Raw genomic sequence first — 16,938 nt, forward strand, 5'->3', positions numbered from 1 at the left:
GTCAGCTCCTCAACCGGTGCGCTTGGAAGAAGGCGCCGATCAGCTCGTGCGCTTCGAACGTCTGCGTCACGTAGCCCGGCCCGGACGTGGAGTCCGAGCCCGGCCAGCTGTGCCCGCCGTCGGTGACCGCGACGTGTACGACGTCGGCCTTGCAACCCTTGTAAGTGAACTTCAGTACGTCGTCACCGAGCTGGCTGGTCTTCGGATCGGGGTTGCAGTGGTCGCGGACCGTCCAGTCGCGGACCCAGGTCTGGATACTCGGCAGGTCGCGCTCGCCGTCGCCGCCGTACGGGATCGTCGTGTCGCCGGTGCCGTGGATGTCGAGGACCGGGATCGGACGGCTCGGCGCGCAGTGCGTGCCCTGGATGTAGAACGCGCCGGAGACCGGAGCGATCGCCGCGAACCGGTCGGCCAGCTGGCAGGCCAGAATCCCGGTGAAGCCGGCACCGTTGGACTTGCCGGTCGCGTAGACGGCGCGGGTGTCGACGCAGTACTTCGACTCCAGGTCGTCGAGCAGGTCGGCGGTGAACTTCACGTCGTCGACCCCCTTTGCTGAGTACGGCGCTCCTTGCCAGGCCTGCTTGTCCTCGTCGCCGATCACACCGTTGGGGTAGGCAACGATCGCGTCGAGTTTCGACAGGTCCGAGAAGGCCTCGGTCTGCGCGCCGGTCTTGCCGCGACCGTGGTATACCAAAATGAGCTCGGACGCCTTGGAGCTCTTGTAGTTGGCCGGCACGTGCAGGCGGTAGGTGCGGGTCAGGCCGCCGCTCTGGATCGTGTAGTCGCCGCTCGGCGCGGCCTGCTTGCCGCAGCCGGAGGTGCCGGACGCGGCGGATGCGGTTGCTGTGGGCAACGTGGTGGCGGCGGTCACCAGAGCCGCCGACGCCAGCAGGGCGCCAAGTCGCCGGGTGGTATACCAACCGGACGGGCTGGGGGTTTTCGGGCGTGCGAGATTCATCAGGGGTGCCTCCTCGGGCAGGCGGCCTGCGGGCGGGCAGGCTCGCGCCTGGACCTCCCTGAGCGAAGGTCCAGTGTTCGGGGTGGTGCGGCGTCAGGCTGAGAGCAATTCGTCGGCGAAGGCGGCTATCCGGTCGGCGGCGGTCTCCACCAGGAGCCGGCCGTCCTCGGCGGTGGCGCGCCGGGGGTCACCCAGTACGCCACGCTTGTGGTACGCGTCGAACCCGACGGACAGCCGCGGTCCGCGCGACTGCCGGGACAGCCGGGCTGTCGTGGTCAGTTCGTCGAGCAGGGTGGCGCCCGGCTCCAGGCGATCGGCCTGGACCAGGTCCGGCGCCAGGTACAGCATCTGCGCGGTCTCCGCCTCGCCGGCGTGACCGTGCACTTCGCTGACGCCGGTGATCAGGTCCGACACCACGGACGTGACCGGGGTCCACGCGAACGTGAGCTCGCTGCGGACGTACTCCTGCGCCAGCACGGACAGGGCGGCATTGTTCCCGCCGTGCCCGGTGATCACCAGGAACCGCTGCCAGCCGTGTTCGTACAGGCTGGCGACGACATCCCGGAGTACCTGCATGAACGTTGCCGGGGACAACGTCATGGTGCCGGCGAACGCCATGTGGTGCGGCGAGACGCCGTACGGGACGGCCGGTGCGATCACCGCACGACCGGCCAGCCGCTCGGCGACCCGCTCGGCCACGCCGACCGCGCGAACGGTGTCGGTGGACATCGCCATCCCGCCGCCGTGCTGCTCCTGCGCCCCAACCGGAACGATCACCAGCGGGGAACGGCGGACGGCGACGAGCGCTTCGTCCGTCGTCATCTCGGCAAGGTTCATGACCACTCCGGGGCGGACTCGATCGCGCGGCGGATGTTGTCGAGGTGCTCGCGGGTGAGGCGTTCGGCCTCGGCGGCATCCTGCGCACGGACCGCCTCGACGATCGCCTGGTGCTCTTCGTGGTCGCGCTCGCGGTTGTCGTACAGGGCGCGGATCTGCTGCTGCTCGCGGACGCGCACCTTCAGCAGGGACGACAGAACCTCTTGCAGCAAAGGGTTCCCGGAAGCGGCGGCGAGCTCGACGTGGAAGTTGAGCGCGAACGCCGGACCGCCGGGCGGGACGAGTGCGTTGGTGACGGCGGCCTCGAGGCGCTCCAGGTTCTCGGGTCGGCGTGCGACCGCGGATTGTGCGGCGACGGCCGGCTCGAGGACGAGACGGGCGCTGATCAACTGCAGCACCGAGTCCTTGGTGATCGGCGGCCGGTGCGGGTTCGCCAGGACGACGTTGTTGATGGTCGGACCGACGTACGTGCCGGAGCCGTGCCGGAACTCGACCGCCCCGGTCGCCTCCAGCTTCCGCAGCGCCTCCCGCACCGTCGGCGTCGTGATCGCGAACCGCTTCGCCAGCTCCCGCGCGGACGGAATCGCATCCCCCGGCCGCAACCCGCCGTCCCGGATGATGCCGAGAATCGACTCGGTCAACCGGTCCGACAGGCTGGGCGGCACCTCAGCCGCTGAGTAAGTCACAAACTGACTAAATCACTTAGCCTTTCCCGCGGTCAAGACCTCGGGCCGGTTCTAGGCCAAGCCCGCGTCATGGATCAGCAAGGCGATCTTCGTGCGGTTGGATGCGCCGAGCTTGGCCATGATGTGCGTGACGTGCACCTTCACCGTCGACTCCCGCAGCTCCAGCCGCCGCGCGATCTCCCCGTTGCTGAGCCCCTCGCCAACCGCCACAGCAACTTCCCGCTCCCGCGGCGTCAGCTCCGCCAGGACGTCCTGACCCCAGGCGGCGTCGCTTCCCGAAGCTGCGTCACCCCCGTCACTGCCGCGGTGTTCGCGCTGCCCGGCGCCTGCAGCACCACCGGACGCGCGTCGAGCCGGGCGGGCCGTGTAGGCGGAGATGAGGCGCTTGGTGATCTGCGGCGACAGCATCGCGTCACCCCGGACGGCCTGCTCCACCGCATCCACGAGCGCTCGGGGTGCGATGTCCTTCAGCAAGAACCCGGTGGCACCCGCCTGGAGTGCTTCGTAGACGTACTCGTCCAAGTCAAAGGTCGTGAGTACCACGACGGGCGGCGGATCCGGCAAGGCGTTCACGCGGCGGGTGACCTCGATGCCGTTCACCGTGGGCATCTGGATGTCCGTTAGCACCACGTCGGGTGTGTACTTCTCGACCAGTTCGACCACCCGCGAACCATCGGTGTCCTCGGCAACGACCTCGGCGGTCCGGCCGGCCTGCAGGATCAGCCGGATGCCGTTGCGCACGAGCTCCTCGTCGTCGAGGAGCAGCACCTTGATCGTCATTCCTCCGCCTTCAACCCGAACACCGCACTCACCCGGAACACTCCGCCGTCCCACCCGGTCTCGAGCCGACCGCCGGCCAGCGACACCCGCTCCCGCATCCCCAGCAACCCGTACCCCGACCCCGGTACGGCGACTGCCGCGACGCCGCGCGGATTCGTCACCTCGACGCTCAACTCGTCGCCCTCAGCAACGATCTTCACGGCGACGGGAACACCCGGCGCATGCTTGGCCGCGTTCGTCAGCGCCTCCTGCACCACCCGGTACGCCGCCCGGCCGACCATCGACGACACCTCGGGAACCGGATCCGGCAGGTCCAGCGAAACAGCCTGTCCCGTCGATTCCGCATCCGCGACCAGCACGGGCACCGCACCGATCGACGGCGCGACATGTCCTGGCTCCCCGGGCAGCTCGTCTCGAAGTACCTGGAGGATCTCGCGCAGCTCGGTGAGCGCCGACGTACTCGTCTTGCGGATGATCTCGGCAACCTTCTCGGTCTGCTCGTCGGGCGCGGTCATCGTCAGCGCGCCGGACTGCAGCGCGATCGCGCTCACGCGGTGCGCGACCACGTCGTGCATCTCGCGGGCGATCCGGCGTCGCTCGGCGGTCACAGCGCGCTCTGAACGGAGGTCGCGCTCGCGCTCGGCCTGGTCGGCGCGATCGCGCAGGGCGGCCAGCAAGGCGCGCCTTTGGTATACCCAAAGTCCGAGCAGGAGCGGACCCCCGACGAACAACACGACGGAAGCGGCCTCTTCGGCCCACGACAGGTGGCTCCGCCCGGGAACCGGCCAGACGACGATCACTACCGCCCCGATCACGGCCGAGATCGCGGTATACCAATGCAGGCCCTTGCGGCTCGCCGTCGTGTACGCCGCGATCGACACCGGCACGCTCGGGAACACCTGACTCACCGGGGCGAGCACGGCGAACAGCAAGGGGAACCGCCGACGGATCACCATCCCGCAGAACAGCACCCCGAGGAAGACGGCGCCGTACCAGCGCAGCGTGCCGTTGTTCGTGATGTCGAGCAGCGTGCCGGCGACGACCGCCGCGGCGAACAGAACGTCGAAGACGAGGGTCCGGACCTTGCCGTCCCACCACGCGAGCCGCATGCCACCACCGTAGAGCCTTCGACGAACCGACGACGGTCTACCACTTTGGTACTACGCGAGTTTGACCTCGACGACCGATGTACGCCGGGACGTTCTCAGGAAGTCTGGGGTACATGGCGACCAGACGACGGCTCGGTAGTTTGCTCGCGGCAACCATCATCCTGCTCCCGCTCGGGGCCAGCCGCGCGTCCGCGGCGACGCCCGGTGCCGAGGACCTCGGCGACCGGCTCTTTCCGGGACTGGGCAACGGCGGGTACGACGCACAGAGCTACGACGTGAGCTTGGTATACCAAACCGGGACCACGAAGATGCCCGGCGCCGTCACGATGCGGGCGGTCGCGACCCAGGACCTGTCGCGGTTCGGGCTCGACTCGGTCGGCCAGGCGATCTCGTCGGTCACGGTGAACGGGCGGCCGGCGAAGTACCAGCAGGCAGGCGAGAAGCTGACGATCACGCCGGCGCGGGCGATTCACAACCACCTCCCGTTCACCGTGCGCGTCGTCTACACGGCCGACCGGTCGCTGAACCCGCCGCCGGCGAGCGTGCACTGGCCCGCCGGTACGCCGTACCCGCTCGAGTTCTGGAACAACACCGCGGACGGGTTCGGGCTGATGAGTCAGCCGGACCGCGCGCATCTCGCGTTCCCGTCGAACGATCACCCGAGCGACAAGGCCCGGTTCACGGTCCGGATCACTGCGCCGAACGACCGGATGGGTGTGGCCGGCGGGCACCTGGTCACGAAGTACCGGATCGGCGCCGACACCACTTGGGTATACCAAACCGCGCACCCGATCCCGACCGACGTCGTACAGATTGCCGTCGGGAAGTTTCGCGAGCTCCGCCAGACAGGGCCGAACGGACTGCCGGTCCGGAGCTACCTCACCAAGCTGTCGTTGCAAGGCCATCCGCTGACCGATGGCATGGAGGCCACCGCCCGGGAGACACCGGCCCAGTTGGCGTGGCTCCAGGCCCAGATCGGCCGACCGTTCCCGTTCGAGCAGTACGGCGTCCTCGGGCTGGCGAGCCCTTACGACGGTGTCGCGCTCGAGACCGCCACCCTGTCGACGTTCGGCGCCGGTCTGTCGCTACCGCCGAAGGACGAAGCGCCGACGCTCGTCCACGAGATGACCCACCAGTACTTCGGTGACGCGGTCGCCGTCCGCAGCTGGGACGACATGTGGCTCAGCGAAGGCCACGCCCGCTACTACGAACGCAAGTACGCCGCAGCGCGCGGCTTCATCGACCTGAATGCCGAGCTCAAGGACCTGTACGCGGCCGACCAGCACAACCGCGACGAGTCCGGCCCGATGGGGCGGATCGACAACCCGATCGGGCTGCTGTTCGACACCGACGTACCCGGTCAGCTGATGCTCACCGGCCTGAGCACGATCGTCGGCGAGCAGACGTTCCGCCGGATCGAACAGACCTTCTTCGACCGCTACCGCGACCGGAACGCGACGACGCAGGACTACATCGCCGTCGCGAACCAGGTCAGCGGCCGCAACCTCACGCAGTACTTCGACAACTGGCTCTACAGCCCGACCACTCCGCCGATGCCAGGCCACCCGGACTGGCACAGCACGGACAAGGAAACTGTCAGCCGGTGACCACGACCGGGGTGCCGTTCGAGGTGAGGGACCAGTCGACGGTGTGGAAGGTCGCCGGGTCCACCTCGCCGGTGGCGGTCACGTAGTCGATCATCAGCTGGCGGATCTCCACCTGGCGGTTGTAGACCACCGGTGCCGTGGAGACGTGCGGGAAGTTGCCGCCACCGGACTGCCGGTAGTTGTTGACTGCGACAACGAATTGCTGGTCGGCCGCCACCGCCACCCCGTCGTACGCGAGGTCCGTGATGCGCGCCCCGACGGCCTTCGCGATGTCGATCTTGTAGGTCAGCGGCTTGGTCAGCCCGCCGAGGACGTCGTAGTTGTAGTCCGGCGTCCCGGTCGGCGCGGTCGGGGTCGGCGCGTTGGTCACCTGGTCGGACGGGAACGGCCCGGCCCCGGTCACCTGCTTGTAGTACTGCGCCGAGAACTCCAGATAGTCCTTGATGTCCGCGCCCGACATGGTCACCGCGAGCAGCGTGTTGTCGAAGACGTACAGCCCGGCAACATCGCGGATCGACACATCACCCGCCGGGATCGCGGCCGCCCGGTTGAACGGCGCCGCGATCGCCAGCACCGGCAGCGACTCCTGCGGCGTACCGACCAGCGCCTTCGAGACAGCATCCGCCTGGATGAAGTTGACGAAGTCGAGTGCGGCGGTGTCCTCCCACGGCGCCGTGGCGGCGGACATCGCCTCGGTGCAGGTGCCGATCTTCGAGTTCACGTACTCGACGACCTTGTCGTGGTCCTTCTGCAGCAGCCCGACGACGTGCGGGTCGGCGTCGACGGTGTTCGCGTTCAGCACCTGGCTGTGGCGACCGACGACCTTCCACTGCCCACGGACCTTCTGCAGGTCGAGGTCGATCAGCGACAGCCGCATGCCCCACTTCAGCGGCTCGGTCAGCACGACCTGCTCGCCGCTGGTCTTGTTCGTGACGAGGCGCTCGGGGATCTCCAGGTGCGCGTGGCCGACGAGTACGGCGTCGATCCCGGGCACGGTCTCGGCCATCAGCACGGACGCGTTCTCCGGATACGGCAGCGCGTCGCCGTACGACGAGGACAGGTCCATGCCCGAGTGCACGGACGCGATCACGATGTCGGCGCCGGCCTTGCGGACCCGCGGCACCCAGATCTTGGCCAGCTCGACGATGCCGCCGAACTTCAGCTTGTTCTCGACGTTCGCCTTGTCCCAGATCGCGATGCCCGGGTTGGTCAGGCCGAGGATGCCGACGGTGATCGGCTTCTCGCCCGGCACCTGCACCCGCTTCAGCACGTACGGCGGGAACGCGGGCAGCCCCGTCGTCCAGTCCTGGGCGTTCGCGCCCAGCAGCGGGAACCGCAGCTGCCGCTGGAACTTGCGGAGGATCTCGATCCCGTAGTTGAACTCGTGGTTGCCGAGCGCGGCCGCGTCGTACCCGATCCGGTTCATCGCGGCGGCCATCGGGTGGGTGTGACCGCCGGTGATGGGCTCGATCTTGGCGAAGTAGTACGCCAACGGGGTGCCCTGGATGGTGTCGCCGGCGTCGAGCAGCAGCGGGCGCGGCGCGTGCCGGTCCGCGGCGATGCGGTCCCGGACCGCGGTGACCAGGGTCGAGATCTTCGCCAGGCCGATGTCGTTGTGCGCGGTGTCGTCGTACTCGGCGTTCTTGTAGTAGTCCCAGTTGAAGACGTTGCCGTGCAGGTCGGTCGTGCCCATCACGCTCAACCGGACCGTCCGGCCATGCCCGGAGCCGGTTCCGCCGGCATACGCCGGAACGGCCGTGAAGCCGGCCGCGGCCAGGGCAGATGCTCCACCGATCAGGGTTCGTCTGGTCATCGTCGTACGCTCACCGCTGTCGGTCATCAGCCGCCTCACTGGTCTGCCGCCGGGATCTCCGGCCTGAGGGCCACCTTAAGGGCGACCCGGTGCCCCGATGAACCACCCGACGCGAGAGAATGCCGTGCATGACCAAGCCGCCCGGCAAACTCCTGCCGTTGGTCGCCGCCCTGCTCTGCGGTGCCGTCCTAGCCCAAGCCGCCACTCCGTCCAAGCACTCGACCACGTCCGCGAAACCCGCGACTCAGCCGTCGAGTCACGGACTCCTGAGTACGTCGACCACGTCCAAGCGGGGCACGTCGTCGTCGGCGAAACCCAGCCCGCCGCCCGCCAAGCCGCCGGCGCCCAAGCCGCCTGTCGACGACTGGAACCTGACCAGCCACGGCAAGGTCCTGTACCTGACGTTCGACGACGGCCCGCAGCACGAGTGGACGCCGCGGGTCCTGCAGGTACTGCGGAAGCACCACGCGCAGGCGACGTTCTTCGTCATCGGGATCCAGGTGGCGCAGTTCCCGGAGCTGGTCACGGCCGAGCGCGCCGCCGGGCACCACGTCGGAAACCACACGTACGACCACAAGACGCTGACCCACCTCCCGGACGCCAAGATCCGGCAGGAGGTCGGTCAAGGCATCAAGTCGAAGTGCCTGCGGCCGCCGGAGGGCGCTACGAACGACAAGGTGCACGCCATCGCGGCGGCGTACCACCAGCGCGAGGTGCTCTGGGACGTCGACACCGAGGACTGGGAGAAGCCCGGCGTCGCCCATATCGAACACGCGATCATGTCCGGCGCCCGCCCCGGCGCGATCATCCTGATGCACGACGGCGGCGGCAACCGCTCGCAGACCGTCGCCGCGCTCGACAGCGCGCTCACCAAGCTGACGAAGCTCGGCTACACGTACCGCTCGCTGCCCTGCTAGCTAGCGGCGGACCTGCGCCGTACCGCCGGAGAAGTGCTTCATGGCCTCGTCGATGATGTGGACCGGTTGGTCCAGCGCCTTCACCAGGAACAGGCCGGTGGGGCGTAGGAGCGGGTTGGGCTTGACGACGCTGCGCACGGGCGCCTGGTCGAGACCGCGGACACCGGCCGTGGTCGCGCTCACGCCAGGCACCAGGTCGAGGTCCAGCACGTACTGACCCAGCAGCTTCTGCTGCCGGAACCCACGGACGGTCTGCCACTGCAGGACGACCGGGTACGCCGCTCCGTCGCACGCGAGCTCGAGCCCTTTGAGCGACATCCGCATCGCGACCGGCTGCAGCTCGTTGGAGGCGTACCAGTGCTGCCGCTCGGCCTGCAGCCGGTACACCATCACCGTGCTGAGGACCAGCGGGATCATTGCCAGGATCAACAGGATCGCGAACGGCCACATCCCCGAACCACGGAAGGCCAGCACGGCGTAGAGCGCGGCCGCGATGCCGACCACGCCGATCGCCAGCGTGATCCAGGCGCCGCGGCGCTCCACGGTCCGCACGACCTCGCGCCGACGTACCACCGCGTCCCGATCGATGCCCACGACGAACGGCGCCCCCGGATCCTGCGGCGGCACCTGCACTTCCACCTCCGGCGAATCGGCTGACTCCGAGTCCAGCTCCGAGTCCAGCTCCGGCTCCGGTGAAACCTGATCAACGACCTGTTGCGACGTGTCCCCGTCCTCACTCACACGGGACAGAATCCCACACGGGCGTGTCTGCCGCGCGCTCAGCTCTTGCGGCGACCCGCCCAGGTCCAGGCGTAGACGCCGTCGTCGACCGCCTGACCGCCCTCACCCAGTTCGAGCGGGCGGAAGGTGTCGACCATGACCGCCAGTTCCTCGAACCGCTCGGCTCCGAGCGAGGCCTCGATCGCCGACGGCTGCGGACCGTGCGCGTACCCGCCGGGGTGCAGCGAGATCGAGCCCAGCCCGATCCCGGAGCCCTTGCGCGCCTCGTAGTCGCCGCCGCAGTAGAACATCACCTCGTCGGAGTCGACGTTCGAGTGGTAGTACGGCACCGGTACGGACAGCGGGTGGTAGTCGACCTTCCGCGGCACGAAGTTGCAGACGACGAAGTTGTAGCCCTCGAACACCTGGTGCACGGGCGGCGGCTGGTGCACCCGCCCGGTGATCGGCTCGAAGTCGCTCACGTTGAACGTGTACGGGTACAGGCAGCCGTCCCACCCGACCACGTCGAACGGGTGCGTCGCGTACGTCATCCGGCTGCCGACGATCCCGCCGACGCCCTGGCCGCGGTGCTTCACCAGCACCTCGACATCGGTGCCCTCGACCACGAGCGGTTCGCTGGTCGGGTGCAGGTCGCGTTCGCAGTACGGCGAGTGCTCGAGGAACTGGCCGAACCGGGACAGGTAGCGCTTCGGCGGCGCGATGTGCGAGTTGGCCTCGATCGCATACGCGTGCACGCCGTCGGGACCAGGCAGCCAACGGTGCGTGGTCGCGCGCGGGATGATCACGTAGTCGCCCTGGACCGCATTCAGTACGCCGAACACCGTCTCCACGGTCGCCGAACCCTTCTCGACGTACACGCACTCGTCGCCGATCGCGTTCCGGTAGTACGGCGAGGGCTGCTCGGCGACGACGTACGAGATCCGGACGTCACCGTTGCCCAGCACCAGCCGCCGGTCCTCCACGGCGTTCGTCTTCGACGTGTCCGTGAAGAGGTCGTGCAGCTTGAGGTGCCGCGGGGTCAGCGGGTGGTTGGCGACGGTCGCGAGGCCCGGGAGGTCCCAGACCTGCGAATCGACGATCGCGGACGGCACGCCGGCGTGGTACAGCAGCGACGAGTCCGATGAGAACCCCTCCTCCCCCATCAGCTCCTCGTAGTACAGCCCGCCGTCCGGTTTCCGGAACTGGGTATGCCGCTTCGGCGGAACTTCCCCGACCTGCCGGTAGAACGCCATCAGAATTGCTCCAGAGTATCCGATAATCGAACGCGTGCGTCCGCTTACCGAAAGCATCCGTTAGGCTCTGGGCCATGTCAACCGTCCCCGCCTTGTTCCGGCACCTGGTCGACGACGCTGCCATGTTCCCGCCGGGGAACCTGCCGATGGCCGAGGCCGTCGCGGCCCACCGCGCCCACCTGGCCGCGCCGTACGCCGAGCTGCTCGGCCCGTTCGTCTGCACCGACGAGGACCTGATGAAGGTTGCCGCCGAGGCCGCCCGCTCCGGCGACGGGCCGCTGCGCGTCTCGGTGGTGATTTCCGGGGGCGCCGGCGGGATCGAGCCGGTGATCCGATGGGGCGACCGCTCGAAGGACGTCGAGGTGACCGCGGTCGAGGTCCGGCTGCGGGACGAGGACGACCTGTCCCGCAACGCCCTGCGGGTCGTCCGGGCGTGTGACGACTGCCTCGACGAGGAGACGGCGTACGTCGAGCTCGGCCTGGACGGAGCGTGGGAGCGCGCGCTCGACGTCGTCGCCGACGCCGGGTACGCCGCCAAACTGCGCACCGGCGGGATGGACGCCGCCCTGTTCCCGTCGGCCGACCAGGTCGCCGCGTTCATCACGGCCTGCCTCGACCGGGAGGTCCCGTTCAAGTGCACAGCGGGCCTGCACAACGCGGTCCGCCATACCGCCGAGGACTCGGGCTTCGAGCATCACGGCTTCCTCAACGTGCTGCTGGCGACCCGCGCGTCGCTGGACGGGGCCGCGCACGACGAGGTCGTCTCGGTTCTGAGCGAGCGGGACGGCCAGATGCTTGCCGCTCGAGCCCGCGAGCTGACTGATGATCAGGCCGCGAGCACTCGGCGATGGTTCACGTCGTTCGGGTCGTGCAGCATCGACGAACCGCGCCAGGACCTGACGACACTGGGTTTGATGGAGGGCTGATGAGCTGGATCGAGATCCCGGACGGTTCGCCGTTCGGGCCGGACAACCTGCCGCTCGGCGTGTTCCGGCACGGGGACGAGGAGCCGCGGGTCGGGGCCGCGATCGGGGACCAGATCATCGACCTTGCGCCGGTCGCGTCGGCGCAGATGCTCGACGGCGCGCAGCTGTTCGCCGAGCCGACGTTGAACGCGTTTCTCGCTCTGGGGCGGCCGGCCTGGCGGGCGACTCGGGAATGGCTGCTGGATCTGGTCCGCAACCTGGGTGATCGAGACACTGTCGAGCCGCATCTGATCCCGCAGTCCGCGGTCACGATGCAGTTGCCGTTCGAGGTCGCGGACTACGTCGACTTCTACGCCTCCGAGCAGCACGCGACGAACCTCGGCCGGCTGTTCCGCCCGGATTCCGAGCCGCTGCTGCCGAACTGGAAACACCTTCCGGTCGGGTACCACGGTCGCGCCGGCACGATTGTTGCCAGCGGCACCGATATCGTCCGGCCGAGCGGTCAGCGGAAGGCGCCGGACGCAACGGTTCCGACGTTCGGGCCGTCACAACGGCTGGATATCGAGGTCGAGCTCGGATACGTCGTCGGTACGCCGTCGACGCTCGGAAAGCCTGTCTCCGTTGACGATTTCGAGGACCACGTGTACGGCGTGGTGCTCGTGAACGACTGGTCCGCGCGCGACCTGCAGGCGTGGGAGTACGTGCCGCTCGGCCCGTTCCTCGGCAAGTCGTTCGCCACCTCGATCTCCCCGTGGGTCGTCTCCCTCGACGCGCTCGCGGCGTCCGCCGTACCGCTGCCGGCCCAGGATCCGCCGGTCCTCCCGTATCTGGCCGGCAAGCAGTTGGTGAACTACGACATCACCTTCGAAGTCAGGTTGAACGGCCACCTCGTCAGCACCCCGCCCTACCGCAACATCTACTGGTCGCCTGCCCAGATGCTCGCCCACATGACCGTCAACGGCGCCACCGTCCGCACCGGCGACCTGTACGCATCCGGCACCGTCAGCGGCCCCGCCCAAAACCAGCGAGGCTCCTTCATTGAACTGACGTGGGGCGGCCGCGAACCCCTCGTCCTGGCCGGCAAACAACACACCTTCCTCGAGGACGGCGACGAGGTAACCATCACCGCCTGGGCAACCACCCCCACCGGCCCCCGCCTAGGCCTCGGCGAGGTAACCGGCCGCATCATTTCTGCCTGAACTTGTTCATTAGTGTTCGTTTCTCTTGACGAGTTAGCGGTTACGTGCGAACTTTTCCGACATGAAACGTTCAGTGGGGTGTGGAGTGCTGGCTGTAGCGTTGGCTGCCGGTGTGCTGAGCGTGCCTTCAGGTGCGCACGCCGCCGGCGACCTGACCCTGCGGTCGAGCGAATTGACGGTCACCGTCGGGGCGGACTTCCCCCGGGTGATCAAGTACGTCGACAACGCCTCCGGCCAGGCCCTCGGCGGCCAGCCGGACGCGATCTCGACGATCACGATCGACGGCACCGCCCGGACCGCGCACCTGACACAGGCGCCGACGGTCCGCGACGGACGCGCGTCGTACACGCTCGCCTTCGACGCACTGCCCGACGTCCAACTCGACGCCAGTCTGAGCCTGACCGGGCGGGTGACGAAGTTCGCCATCGACGCGGTCCGCGACACCGACACGAGTCGCGTACACACGATCGACATCCCGAACCAGGACCTGGTCTCGGTCGCGAGCACCGACGCCGGCGCGACCACCGCGTTCACCACTCTCGACCCGGACTCGACGCGCACCGCCGACAAGATCACCCCGGTCACCGCGACGACGCCGGCCGAGGCGTCCCCGACCGGAGCGGCGTACGCGTTCGTCAACACGAGCGGCCTGGCAGCCGGGATCGAGTCCAACTCGACATACGACAAGCCGTCGGGCCAGTCGGTCGACGACGGCGCTCGGTTCTGGCACCAGGCCCGGAAGGGCGCGGACGGCAGTACCCGCGTCGGTGTCTGGAGCGGTCAGTGGACGTACCGCGCCGACACCTCGCCGTACACCGAGCCGCTCCCGTGGGCCAAGGTCGTCGTGACGCCGGACGCGAACCACGACAAGACCGTCGACTGGGAGGACGGCGCGGTCGCGTTCCGCACGATCATGGTCGAGCCGAACGGCGGCGACCAGGTCAAGGACCGCGTGATCACCCACATCCCGTTCAACTTCGCCAGCCAGGCCACGCACCCGTTCCTGCGGACGCTCGACGACGTCAAGCGCATCTCGCTGTCGACCGACGGGCTCGGGCAGATGGCGATCCTCAAGGGGTACGCGTCGGAAGGGCATGACTCGGGTCACCCGGACTACGGCGGCAACTACAACATCCGCGCCGGCGGGCTCACCGACCTGAACACCCTGCTCAAGCAGGGCAAGTCGTGGAACGCGGCGTTCGGCGTCCACGTGAACGCGACCGAGTCCTACCCGGAGGCCAACGCGTTCAGCGAGGACCTGGTCGACAAGACCGCCAAGGGCTGGAACTGGCTGAACCAGAGCTACTACATCAAGCAGCGCCCGGATCTTGCCTCCGGCAACATCGTCAAGCGGTTCCAGCAGCTGCGTGACGAGACGGACAAGAACCTGCAGGAGCTGTACATCGACGTGTACTACCAGTCCGGCTGGCTCGCCGACGGCCTGACCCGGCAACTGTCCGACCAGGGCTGGCAGATCGCGACCGAGTGGGCCGACCGGCATGAACGTACGTCGCTGTGGTCGCACTGGGCCAACGACCTCGATTATGGCGGCCCGACGAACAAGGGCCTGAACTCGCAGATCATCCGGTTCGTCCGCAACCACGAGAAGGATGTCTGGAACAACGACCCGATCCTCGGCCAGTCCGCGATCGTCGAGTTCGAGGGCTGGACCGGCGAGACCGACTGGAACGCGTTCTACACCAACATCTGGCAGCGCAACCTGCCCGCGAAGTTCCTGCAGCAGCAGAAGATCCTCGACTGGAACGCTAACGACATCACGTTCACCGGCGGTGTCCGCGGCGCGGTCGAGAACGGCAAGCGAGCCGTGTACGTCGGCAACGCGAAGGTGCTCGACGGGGACAAGTACCTGCTCCCGTGGGACAACAACAAGAAGCTGTACCACTACAACCCGGCCGGCGGCCGCACCACCTGGCAGGTCCCGTCGACGTTCTCCGGTGCTCGCAGCTTCACCGCCTACCAACTGAGTGACACCGGCCGGACGAAGCCGACCACTGTCCCGGTCAGCCACGGCACCGTCACGCTCGATGCGGTCGCCGGCAAGCCGTACGTCCTCTACCCGGTCGCCGCACCGGCTCCGCGCCCGGCGAACTGGGGCGAGAGCAGTTACGTCAAGGATCCCGGTTTCAACGCCGGCAACCTTGGGGTGTGGAACGGGATCGGTGGCGCGACCATCGACACTCTGGCCAACGGACAGCACGTCGCGTCGCTCGGCAAGGGCAAGTCGTCGGTCAGCCAGCGCATCACCGGGCTGACCCGCGGCCGGACCTATAGCGCGTCGGCGTGGATCGAGGTCGAGCCGGGCAAGTCGCGGCCGACGACGATCTCCGTGGACGGTGTACGCAACACCGTGGTCAGGTCGACTGCCCAGAACATGGTTGCCTCCGACGACAAACACGACGGGTATTACCAGCGCACCCGGGTCGTGTTCGATGCGAAGGGAAGCACGGCTGACCTGACGATCGGTGCAGCCGCCGGGACAGCGCGAGTACGACTGGACGATGTGCGGGTGGTTCAGACCACGCGGCCCGCGGCCGGGCTGGTCGACGACTTCGAGAACGTCGACCAGGGCTGGGGACCATTCGTGAAGGGCGACGCAGGCGGGGTGACCGACCCGCGGACCGTGCTGGCGAAGAAGCACGCGCCGTACACGCAGGCCGGCTGGAACGGGAAGCTGGTGGACGATGTGCTCGACGGCGACTGGTCGCTGAAGTCGCACGAGGAGAACGCAGGTTTGGTATACCGAACCACGCCATCGACGGTGAACTTCCAGCCAGGGCACAAGTACAAGGTCAGCTTCGACTACGAGAGCGGTCGCGCCGGTCAGTACGCGTGGGTCCAGGGCGTCGATCGTCCGGACTCGGTCGAGGTCAAGGCGACCCCGATCGGCGAGCAGCGCACGAAGGCGACGTACGACCAGGAGTTCGTGGCCGGTTGCGGCGGCGACTACTGGGTCGGTCTGCGCAAACTGTCCGACGGTGGTGACCAGACCGACTTCGTCATGGACAACTTCGCCGTCACCGATCTCGGTACGACGTCTGAGCCGGCGGACTGCACCTCCGTCGCGGTGTCCGGCGTCAGCGGTCTCGTCTCCGGTGAGGCGAACACCGTGACCACGACCTTCACCAACAACGATGTCGTTGCCGCCAGCAACATCACACTCGGGCTCACGGCTCCGGACGGCTGGACGGTCACGGCGAGCACGCCGGCGACGCATGCCAGCGTGGCTGCGGGTGCGACGGCGACGACCACGTGGGACGTCACTCCGCCGGCTGGTACACCAGAAGGAAAGTACGTGCTGACGGCAACGGGTGGTCAGGCAACAATCACCGCGGAGGCGACCGTGCTGCCGCCGGGGATCGTGCCGCAGTCGCGGATCAAGGTGACCGACGTGGACAGCGAGGACGTCGCCACCGGCGGCGCCGCGACGATGGCGATCGACGGAAACCCCAGTACCATTTGGCATTCCGCCTGGTCGGAGGTCCCCACGCCAGCTGGCTTCCCGCACCACATCACGCTCGACCTCGGGTCGACGTACACCGTGAACGGGTTCAGCTACCTGCCCCGCCAGAGCGGGACCAACGGGATGTTCAAGGGCTACGAGCTCTACGTCAGCACCGACGGCCAGGACTGGGGCACACCGGTCGCCACAGGCGAGTTCCCCAACTCCACGGCGGTCCAACGCCTCGACTTCACCCCCAAGCCCGGCCGCTACGTGAAACTAGTAGGCACCAGCTCCCTAAACGGCGCCGTCTTCGGCTCCGCCGCCGAACTAAACGTCTACGGAACCCACTAGCAATACCAAATGGGGACTGTGCACAGGCTATTGCTTATGCACAGTCCCCATCGCCTTACCGCTCCCTCCAAGGGATACGAGGCCGGCACCACTCCCACTCCTCGGGGTGGTGCCGCGCCATTCCCGCCCTCGCCGAGAACTTCCGCCATCCCCCGCCACCTCGGACACTGCGCCACTCGCCGCCCCTAGCGACACCGCGCGACTCCTAGCCGGTGGACGCCACATCAGTCGGCCCCGGGCCAGACGCCGTACCAGCCGCCGCCCATGCACACGCCGCACCAGCCGCAGCCGCATTCGCGCGCCATACCAGCCCTCGCTC

13 protein-coding genes are annotated in these 16,938 nt (G+C 68.1%); 5 read left to right on the forward strand and 8 right to left on the reverse strand.

The genetic code is table 11. From position 1 onward, the window contains the following. Nucleotide 1: 1 nt before the first annotated feature. The 5 genes from ABT313_RS02990 to ABT313_RS03010 form a co-directional block, all read right to left on the reverse strand. The gene (locus tag ABT313_RS02990; RefSeq protein WP_350848022.1) at nt 2–958 is read right to left on the reverse strand and encodes a CE1 family esterase; all 957 of its coding nucleotides are present in this window, start codon (nt 956–958) and stop codon (nt 2–4) included. A 93-nt stretch (nt 959–1,051) separates the two neighbouring features. Then, nucleotides 1,052–1,795, reverse strand: a complete 744-nt coding sequence (locus ABT313_RS02995; protein WP_350848024.1) for a creatininase family protein — start codon at nt 1,793–1,795, stop codon at nt 1,052–1,054. Next, nucleotides 1,792–2,481 carry a FadR/GntR family transcriptional regulator gene (locus ABT313_RS03000; RefSeq protein ID WP_350848026.1) on the reverse strand — a complete coding sequence of 230 codons (690 nt, stop codon included), beginning with the start codon at nt 2,479–2,481 and terminating at the stop codon, nt 1,792–1,794. Before ABT313_RS03000 ends, ABT313_RS02995 begins: the two co-directional genes overlap by 4 nt. Before the next feature lie 51 nt (nt 2,482–2,532). Beyond that, on the reverse strand, nt 2,533–3,261 hold the full coding sequence (locus tag ABT313_RS03005; protein WP_350848028.1) for a response regulator: 729 nt from the start codon (nt 3,259–3,261) through the stop codon (nt 2,533–2,535). Further along, nucleotides 3,258–4,370: a histidine kinase gene (locus tag ABT313_RS03010; protein ID WP_350848030.1), complete on the reverse strand. Its 1,113-nt coding sequence runs from the start codon at nt 4,368–4,370 to the stop codon at nt 3,258–3,260. The genes ABT313_RS03005 and ABT313_RS03010 overlap by 4 nt, the downstream gene beginning before the upstream one ends. A gap of 113 nt (nt 4,371–4,483) precedes the next feature. Here ABT313_RS03010 and ABT313_RS03015 point away from each other — a divergent pair, with 113 nt between their 5' ends. After that, nucleotides 4,484–5,977, forward strand: coding sequence for a M1 family metallopeptidase (locus ABT313_RS03015; protein ID WP_350848035.1), 1,494 nt, complete (start codon nt 4,484–4,486; stop codon nt 5,975–5,977). Here ABT313_RS03015 and ABT313_RS03020 read toward each other — a convergent pair. Further along, nucleotides 5,967–7,790, reverse strand: coding sequence for a bifunctional metallophosphatase/5'-nucleotidase (locus tag ABT313_RS03020; RefSeq protein WP_350848037.1), 1,824 nt, complete (start codon nt 7,788–7,790; stop codon nt 5,967–5,969). The genes ABT313_RS03015 and ABT313_RS03020 overlap by 11 nt on opposite strands. Nucleotides 7,791–7,918: 128 nt before the next feature. Between ABT313_RS03020 and ABT313_RS03025 the strand changes: the two genes are divergently transcribed. Continuing rightward, entirely contained in the window at nt 7,919–8,707 is a 789-nt protein-coding gene (locus ABT313_RS03025) for a polysaccharide deacetylase family protein (RefSeq protein WP_350848039.1), read from the forward strand. Here the strand turns inward: ABT313_RS03025 and ABT313_RS03030 are convergent, their stop codons facing one another. Next, nucleotides 8,708–9,448, reverse strand: a complete 741-nt coding sequence (locus ABT313_RS03030) for a hypothetical protein (protein WP_350848041.1) — start codon at nt 9,446–9,448, stop codon at nt 8,708–8,710. Nucleotides 9,449–9,486: 38 nt separating this feature from the next. Continuing rightward, on the reverse strand, nt 9,487–10,680 hold the full coding sequence (locus ABT313_RS03035; protein WP_350848043.1) for a homogentisate 1,2-dioxygenase: 1,194 nt from the start codon (nt 10,678–10,680) through the stop codon (nt 9,487–9,489). A 74-nt stretch (nt 10,681–10,754) separates the two neighbouring features. On the opposite strand from ABT313_RS03035, the gene ABT313_RS03040 reads away from it, so the two are divergent. The 3 genes from ABT313_RS03040 to ABT313_RS03050 all read left to right on the forward strand — a co-directional run bounded on the left by ABT313_RS03040 (nt 10,755) and on the right by ABT313_RS03050 (nt 16,619). Then, on the forward strand, nt 10,755–11,606 hold the full coding sequence (locus tag ABT313_RS03040; RefSeq protein WP_350848045.1) for a hypothetical protein: 852 nt from the start codon (nt 10,755–10,757) through the stop codon (nt 11,604–11,606). After that, entirely contained in the window at nt 11,606–12,805 is a 1,200-nt protein-coding gene (fahA, locus tag ABT313_RS03045; protein WP_350848047.1) for a fumarylacetoacetase, read from the forward strand. Before ABT313_RS03040 ends, fahA begins: the two co-directional genes overlap by 1 nt. Before the next feature lie 61 nt (nt 12,806–12,866). Next, nucleotides 12,867–16,619 (forward strand): endo-alpha-N-acetylgalactosaminidase family protein, encoded by a 3,753-nt coding sequence (locus ABT313_RS03050; protein ID WP_350848048.1) that lies wholly within the window; start codon nt 12,867–12,869, stop codon nt 16,617–16,619. Nucleotides 16,620–16,938: the final 319 nt, after the last annotated feature.

The organism is Kribbella sp. NPDC000426 (assembly GCF_040300265.1).
GTDB lineage: Bacteria > Actinomycetota > Actinomycetes > Propionibacteriales > Kribbellaceae > Kribbella.

What these genes read in the sequence shown, in the direction of transcription:
- ABT313_RS02990 (WP_350848022.1), bottom strand. Translation starts at nt 958, where the DNA reads ATGAATCTCGCACGCCCGAAAACCCCCAGCCCGTCCGGTTGGTATACC.
- ABT313_RS02995 (WP_350848024.1), bottom strand. Translation starts at nt 1,795, where the DNA reads ATGAACCTTGCCGAGATGACGACGGACGAAGCGCTCGTCGCCGTCCGC.
- ABT313_RS03005 (WP_350848028.1), bottom strand. Translation starts at nt 3,261, where the DNA reads ATGACGATCAAGGTGCTGCTCCTCGACGACGAGGAGCTCGTGCGCAAC.
- ABT313_RS03010 (WP_350848030.1), bottom strand. Translation starts at nt 4,370, where the DNA reads ATGCGGCTCGCGTGGTGGGACGGCAAGGTCCGGACCCTCGTCTTCGAC.
- ABT313_RS03015 (WP_350848035.1), top strand. Translation starts at nt 4,484, where the DNA reads ATGGCGACCAGACGACGGCTCGGTAGTTTGCTCGCGGCAACCATCATC.
- ABT313_RS03020 (WP_350848037.1), bottom strand. Translation starts at nt 7,790, where the DNA reads ATGACCAGACGAACCCTGATCGGTGGAGCATCTGCCCTGGCCGCGGCC.
- ABT313_RS03025 (WP_350848039.1), top strand. Translation starts at nt 7,919, where the DNA reads ATGACCAAGCCGCCCGGCAAACTCCTGCCGTTGGTCGCCGCCCTGCTC.
- ABT313_RS03035 (WP_350848043.1), bottom strand. Translation starts at nt 10,680, where the DNA reads ATGGCGTTCTACCGGCAGGTCGGGGAAGTTCCGCCGAAGCGGCATACC.
- ABT313_RS03040 (WP_350848045.1), top strand. Translation starts at nt 10,755, where the DNA reads ATGTCAACCGTCCCCGCCTTGTTCCGGCACCTGGTCGACGACGCTGCC.
- fahA (WP_350848047.1), top strand. Translation starts at nt 11,606, where the DNA reads ATGAGCTGGATCGAGATCCCGGACGGTTCGCCGTTCGGGCCGGACAAC.
- ABT313_RS03050 (WP_350848048.1), top strand. Translation starts at nt 12,867, where the DNA reads ATGAAACGTTCAGTGGGGTGTGGAGTGCTGGCTGTAGCGTTGGCTGCC.